The organism is Bradyrhizobium sp. AUGA SZCCT0431 (assembly GCF_018131065.1).
Lineage (GTDB): Bacteria > Pseudomonadota > Alphaproteobacteria > Rhizobiales > Xanthobacteraceae > Bradyrhizobium.
Genome location: NZ_JAFCLR010000082.1, coordinates 1 through 6,374 on the forward strand (window position 1 = coordinate 1; position 6,374 = coordinate 6,374).

The 6,374-nt window shown below is 59.3% G+C and carries 5 protein-coding genes; 2 read left to right on the plus strand and 3 right to left on the minus strand.

Features of this window, described 5'->3' with window-relative positions; translation table 11 throughout:
* Window positions 1-134 precede the first annotated feature (134 nt).
* Window positions 135-1,103: an ABC transporter substrate-binding protein gene (locus JQ567_RS37625; RefSeq protein WP_212443493.1), complete on the minus strand. Its 969-nt coding sequence runs from the start codon at window positions 1,101-1,103 to the stop codon at window positions 135-137.
* A gap of 227 nt (window positions 1,104-1,330) precedes the next feature.
* Window positions 1,331-2,314 carry an ABC transporter substrate-binding protein gene (locus tag JQ567_RS37630; protein WP_212443494.1) on the minus strand — a complete coding sequence of 328 codons (984 nt, stop codon included), beginning with the start codon at window positions 2,312-2,314 and terminating at the stop codon, window positions 1,331-1,333.
* Window positions 2,315-2,768: 454 nt separating this feature from the next.
* Here JQ567_RS37630 and JQ567_RS37635 point away from each other — a divergent pair, with 454 nt between their 5' ends.
* The gene (locus JQ567_RS37635; RefSeq protein WP_249165992.1) at window positions 2,769-3,842 is read left to right on the plus strand and encodes an alpha/beta fold hydrolase; all 1,074 of its coding nucleotides are present in this window, start codon (window positions 2,769-2,771) and stop codon (window positions 3,840-3,842) included.
* Between the two features lie 449 nt (window positions 3,843-4,291).
* Window positions 4,292-5,296, plus strand: a complete 1,005-nt coding sequence (locus tag JQ567_RS37640; protein ID WP_312017525.1) for a hypothetical protein — start codon at window positions 4,292-4,294, stop codon at window positions 5,294-5,296.
* A 127-nt stretch (window positions 5,297-5,423) separates the two neighbouring features.
* On the opposite strand, the gene JQ567_RS37645 is transcribed toward JQ567_RS37640, so the two are convergent.
* Window positions 5,424-6,374 (minus strand): transposase (locus JQ567_RS37645; protein ID WP_212443496.1); only part of this gene is annotated, 951 nt, incomplete at its 5' end.

The window sequence follows — 6,374 nt, forward strand, 5'->3', positions numbered from 1 at the left end:
GGGTCATTCGCGTCGCTTTGAGCGTGCGACGTTCACTTCCGATCTACCCCGATAAGCGGACAATTTCTAAGCCGGTTGGTATGTCTCAAACGTGCAGCCATAACCGGACTCACGCGCTGCAGCAAAAAGCATCTCTATTCGATCACCTCATCGGCCCGAACAAGTAACGAGGGCGGCACGGTGAGGCCGAGCGCTTTGGCAGTCTTCATGTTGATCACTAGCTCGAATTTGGTCGGCTGCTCGACAGGCAGGTCGGAGGGCCTGGTGCCTTTGAGGATCTTATCCACGTAGCCGCCGGCACGGCGGAACAGATCGGCAAAATCGGGGCCGTATACGATCAATCCGCCATTGGCGAATTGTCGGGCATGATAACTCGCGGGCAGATGATGCTTCGCCGCGAGTGCGATAATTCGCGGGGCATTCTGAAGGGTCAGAGAATCGCCAAAAATAATTATTCCATCGGCGTGCTGGGCAGCGGCCGAGGCAAAAGCGCTATCAAGTTCCTCGGCCGTAGTCGCCTCAACTATCGGCAAAGCCAGTCCAAGGTTCCGGGCGGCTTGGGGCACCTCGTCCACTAATCGCAGCTTGTGTATTGGATTGCCTGGATTGACCAGAACCGCAATTTTCGAGGCGTCGGGAATCAATTCCCTGAGGAGTTGTACACGCTTTGTGATCCAATCTCCGGGCACGAGGTCCGTAAGGCCCGTGATGTTGCCGCCCGGGCGTGCCAGGCTTTGGACGAGGCCGAGCCCCACGGGATCGGGCACAGCGACGAACACGATCGGAATGGTGGCAGTTGCCGATTTCAAGGCTACGGCTGCCTGCGGGTTGCCGCCAATGAGCAGATCGGGCTTGAGGGCGACGAGTTCGGCCGCGAGAACCGGTATGCGCTCGGCATGGTCCTCGAAATATCGGTAATCAATGATGAGGTTCTTGCCCTCGATCCAGCCGCGAACGCGCAAACCCTCGTGGAACACTTTGAGGATCGGCAAATTCTGGAAACCGCCAAGCGATCCGATGCGGCGAGGCATCCCTTGGGCTCGCGAACGCCGTGGGCAAACGAGCAGCGCCGCAGTGCCCGCTATGAACTCGCGCCGCTTCATTCGATCCTCATCGCAGCTTGAGGACGACGGGACGCAGAGTATCACGTCTCGATGGTCGTTGCACTTACCAATGGGCATCGATCTTGCCGGACGCGGGACGATGTCCGTTCCGGGTCATTCGCGTCGCTTTGAGCGTGCGACGTTCACTTCCGATCTACCCCGATAAGCGGACAATTTCTAAGCCGGTTGGTATGTCTCAAACGTGCCAATTCCGGAAGTGGCCAGCCTCATTCGATCACCTCGTCGGCGCGTGCAAGTAGCAACGGCGGCACTGTTAGGCCCAAGGCCTTTGCGGTCTTGAGATTGATCATCAGCTCGAATTTCGTGGGTTGTTCGACGGGAAGGTCGCCGGGCTTCGCGCCCTTGAAGATCTTGTCGACGAAAGCTGCAAGCCGGAAATAAAGGTTGGGATAGTTCACCGCGTAGGCGATCAACCCTCCGTCCTCGACGAACTCGCGCGCTGGATAGACGGCAGGCAGCCTGTTGCGGGCCGCGAAGGCAATAATCGTTTGTTGATGCATTTGGGTGAGCCCGTCTGCCCCAATGACAAGCCCGTCGACATGCTGTCGGACTGCGAGTTCGAATGCACGGCCCAGGTCGCCCTCGCTCCGCACATCTAGAAGCTCAGCCTGGAGACCCAAGGAGCGCGCCGCCGTCCTTGTCTCCTCCCATTCGGGTGGGACGGCCGGATTGCCCATGTTGTGAAGCAAGGCGATGCGCGAGAGATCCGGAGCCAGCTCTTTGAGGATTTCGACCCGTTTCGCAGTCAGCTCGGTGCTGAAGGTAATCACCCCCGTGATATTGCCCCCAGGCCGTGCGAAGCTCGCCACGATGGCGCCCGGCCCGCCCATCGTCGCCATAACCACAGGAATAGTTCCGGTCGCGTTTTGGATCGCCATGGTGGCAGGGGTCCCCCTCGTCACGATCAGGTCGAGGTTGAGACCAACCAGTTCGGATGCGAGGTCCGGAAACCGCTCGGCGCGACCATCCGCCGATCGATATTCGATGAAGAGGTTTCGCCCTTCAACGTAGCCGAAATCCCGCAGCCCCTTGCGCAGGGCGTCGAGATTGGAAGCGTTCCGCACTGCGGACACCGGCTCCAGAATCCCGATGCGATATATCTTCCCCCATTGCTGCGCGCGCGTAGCGAGCGGCCACATGCTTGCGGCGCCCGCAAGCCCGATGAACTCCCGCCGCCTCATGCCGAACATCGGGCGTCCTCGCGCTTTGGAGCTGCCGCACGCTCAGTCTTCCGCAGAACGTCAAAGCCCTGAGGGGCCTAAATCGTTCTGAATCAAGGTGCGGCGCTGCCACTTTACGACTGTTCGACCCGGTCCTCCAGCGACCGAGGTCCGAAATGGGTCAAAAACGCCGTTTTGCCAGTCGGCCGGTCCCTTCCGGTCTACCCCGATCAACGGACATTCTCACGAGCCGCCAGCATGTCTCAAACGTTCCAAAAGGTGACTTCGCCGACCAATCCCGCGCAGTATGCTCGACGGTCCAAAACAGGACAGCCCGGCTTTCCGCCCGCGATCGGGAGAATCTGGCATGCGCGTGCTTGCATACCGCTCGCGTGTCATGCTGAAATCCCGCAAATAAGCGGTATGCTATAAGGCATTTGAGGAATAGTCAGCTATCGGTCCTTATGGCGGGAGAGGCCGTTAAATGAGACCATCGCAGATGCGGCGACGCGAATTTATTGGCCGTCTTGGCGCGGCAGCGGTTGGCGCTATCTGCCAATCGAATCTGGCATTCGCGCAGGCCACCGGCAGCGCTACGCATCGCACGGTCAACGCAAACGGGATTCATCTCCATTTCGTCGAACAGGGCGAGGGACCGCTGGTCGTCTTGTGCCATGGCTTTCCAGAGTCGTGGTACTCATGGCGGCATCAACTTGCCGCTCTGTCGGCGGCTGGGTTTCGTGCTGTCGCGGTTGACATGCGCGGCTATGGTCAGTCCGACCGACCGGAGGCAATCGATCAATACACTCTGCTGCATCTCGTCGGCGATATAGTGGGGCTCCTCGATGCGCTTCGTGTTCAACAGGCTGTCATCGCTGGACACGACTGGGGTGCGGTGGTCGCGTGGCACGCAGCTTTGCTACGCCCCGACCGTTTCCGCGCCGTAATCGCCCTCAGCCTTCCGTACCTGCAGCGGTCGCCGGTAGTCCCCACGTTGGCTATGCCGCGGCGTAAGGATTCAATGTCCTACGTGCTCTATTTCCAAGAGCCGGGCGTAGCAGAGGCCGAACTTGAGCGCGATGTTCGGCAAACTTTCCTAAAGGTGCTAGCCGGCGGATCAGTAGCCGGCGGCTCGCGTGAAAGGTTGCCCGGTGACCCCCTCGGCATGGTACCGCGTGACGGGGGATTGCTCACTGACAGGCCAACCCCTGCCACCCTTCCGAATTGGCTAACGGAAGCGGACCTTGATTTTTACGTCAGAGAATTTGAGCGCACGGGATTTCGGGGTGGACTAAATTGGTATCGCAACACTGATAGAAATTGGGAGTTGTTAGCGCCGCTTGAGGGCGCGAAGGTCACCGTCCCGGCACTTTACATGGTCGGCGACCGCGACTTGATATTGGCGTTCCAGGGTATGGATCGGGTTGTCGCCAATTTGGCAAACTTCGTGCCGCAACTGCGCGGCAAGGTCATACTCTCCGGCTGCGGTCATTGGACCCAGCAGGAGCGCGCGCCAGAGGTCAACGCCGCAATGATCGATTTCTTGCGACAGTTGTGAGCGAGCTTCCCGTGCGCTTGGCAACCGTATCATCAATGTCATTTCGCGCTTATGTGAACAGCGATTGATATTTCCGCTTTGGGTCAATCGCGTCGGCTTGACGGTCGGCCAGCCACTTCCGGTCTACCCCCGTCAACGGACATCGCCAGATCGGCTCGGCTCTTCCGCTTCGTGCCACTTCCAGACATCGCCGATGGGTATATAGGATCATCGTCCACCCCGGAGAACAGCAAGTGGCCCGAATAGAAACCTTCGTATGGATCGTAACGACTTTCATAATCATTATGGCCGCCACTCCACCACGGGCGTTAGCAGCACCAGAAGCGTCTGCATGCGGGTACCTCGCTGGTCTAATCGATAAGGCACCGCCAGGGCCGTTGTTCTTGCCCAGCTATCCGACCGTGGAATCGGGGCCTCTCCATGGCGCCGCATACCTTTATGACAATGCGGTGGCCGCCATCGCATTAGTCGGTTGCGGTGAGCGAGACAAAGCACGTCGGATCGGCGCGGCGATTCTCTGGGCCATCGATAACGACCGGACCTGGCATGATGGACGGCTCCGGAACGCTTACGCCGCGGGTGTGGTGGCGAGTGGCTCCGCCAAACTTCCGGGTTGGTGGGACAATACTCAGAACAAGTGGTTAGAAGATCGATATCAGGTGGGCAGCGATGTTGGTAACATGGCATGGGCCATGTTGGCATTGCTGTCGATTGATGATGTGAACACCGGCTCTCGGTTCCGCGATGGTGCAGCACGGCTTGGCGCCTGGGTCGCGCAATGGGCCGATACGCGCGGTACTGGCGGTTTCACGGGTGGTACGTTTGGGCACGAACCGACGCCGGAAGTGCGGACGTGGAAATCGACTGAACATAATACTGACCTCGCCGCCGCGTTTGGCCTTCTTGCGATCCGTACAGGCGATTCGCGCTGGCGCGATAAGGCAACGGTTGCTGAGTACTTTGTAAATACGATGTGGGATCCGGCATGCGCCTGTTTCGCCGCAGGTACCGCTGAAGACGGTGTCACGCACAATCCGATTTTGGCTCTGGATGCCCAGGTCTGGCCTTTAATGGCGCTCCCCGGAGCGGCCGAGAAATTTGCATCGGCAATTACTACCGCCGAACAGCGAATGAGTGTCGACGAGGGCTTTTCCTACGGTGAAGACCGAGACGGTGTGTGGACCGAAGGGACGGGCCAAATGGCTCTCTTGTTGAAATTGCTTGGCAGGACTGGGAGGGCAAAGTCGTTGATCGCTGTCATCGAATCCCAGAGGTCGCCGGATGGTGGGTTGTATGCCACAACTGCCCGCGAGTTACCGACTGGGTTCGTGTTGGACACCGATCCGACCAAGCCGCGACTCTATTTCCGATTGCCACATCTTGGCGCAGCTTCGTGGGCTGCCCTCGCGGAACGTGGGTTCAATCCCTTTACGGTGACAAAAGGACTTCCGTAGTTGAGCCGCAGTGCTTCTCGTCTCGGCCATTTCGGTCTGTTTTGATTTCGATATGTCCGCTTCGGGTCTTGGCCGTGTAAAAACACCCTTCCAAGGAAGTCGGTGAGAAGCCAGGACCGGTTCGGTCTCAGGCCGCGATCGCAGCCATCAGCGGCTTGGTCCCGACGATGTTCATGACCCGTGTCAGGTTATAGGCGAGGACCGAGAGTGCCATCTCGGCGGCTACTTTTGGAAGCGTTTTGGTGAGGAAGTGTGTCGCTCCCATGCGGGCTTTCATCGTGCCGAACGGATGCTCGACCGTCTCGCGACGCAGGCGCATGGCCTGTGGGTTTGCATCAAGGCGCTGCTGCACAGCTTCGAGTAGATGCTCATGCTCCCATCGTGGAATCCGCCGCTCTGGCCCTGTCGTGCACTGCGATTTAAGCGAACAATCCTGACAGGCTGTGGTCCAGTAGCGCCGTAGCCGCTTGCCGTCCTCCTCGCTCGTAAAGCGATAAGGCAGTTGTTCCCCGGCTGGACAGCGATAGGCGTCCTCATCTGGCAAATAGACAAAGTCCTGCTTGCCGAAGCGGCCATCTGACTTGGCACCCGACGTCTGCGGCTTGGGCAGAGTTACCGTGATGCCGGCCTCGTGACACGCGAGGATCTCCAGGCTGCTGAAGTAGCCGCGATCGGCAACGGCCTCGAGCGTCTCGGTCTCGAGAACAGCCTTGGCCTGCCTGGCCATATTGGCCAGTTGAGCCCGATCTGAGCCGCTGTTCGTTACCTCATGCGTCACAATCAGATGATGCTCGGTATCCACGGCGACCTGCACGTTGTAGCCGACGACGCCGGACCCACGCCCGCTCGTCGCCATCGAACGGCTGTCGGGATCGGTCAGTGAGATTTGCTGGTCGGGCGAAGCGAGCATCTGCTTCTCGTAAACGGCAAGCTTGCCCATTTCCTCCTTCAGCTTCGTCAGTTTCTCGGTAAGCCTCGTCACCTTCGCGGCCAGTGCCTCCGTCGGCTCCTGCCGGTCGGCCGTGTCAAGTTGGCTCAGATAGCGCGCGACGCTCTCCTCCAGCTGGGCACGCCGCCG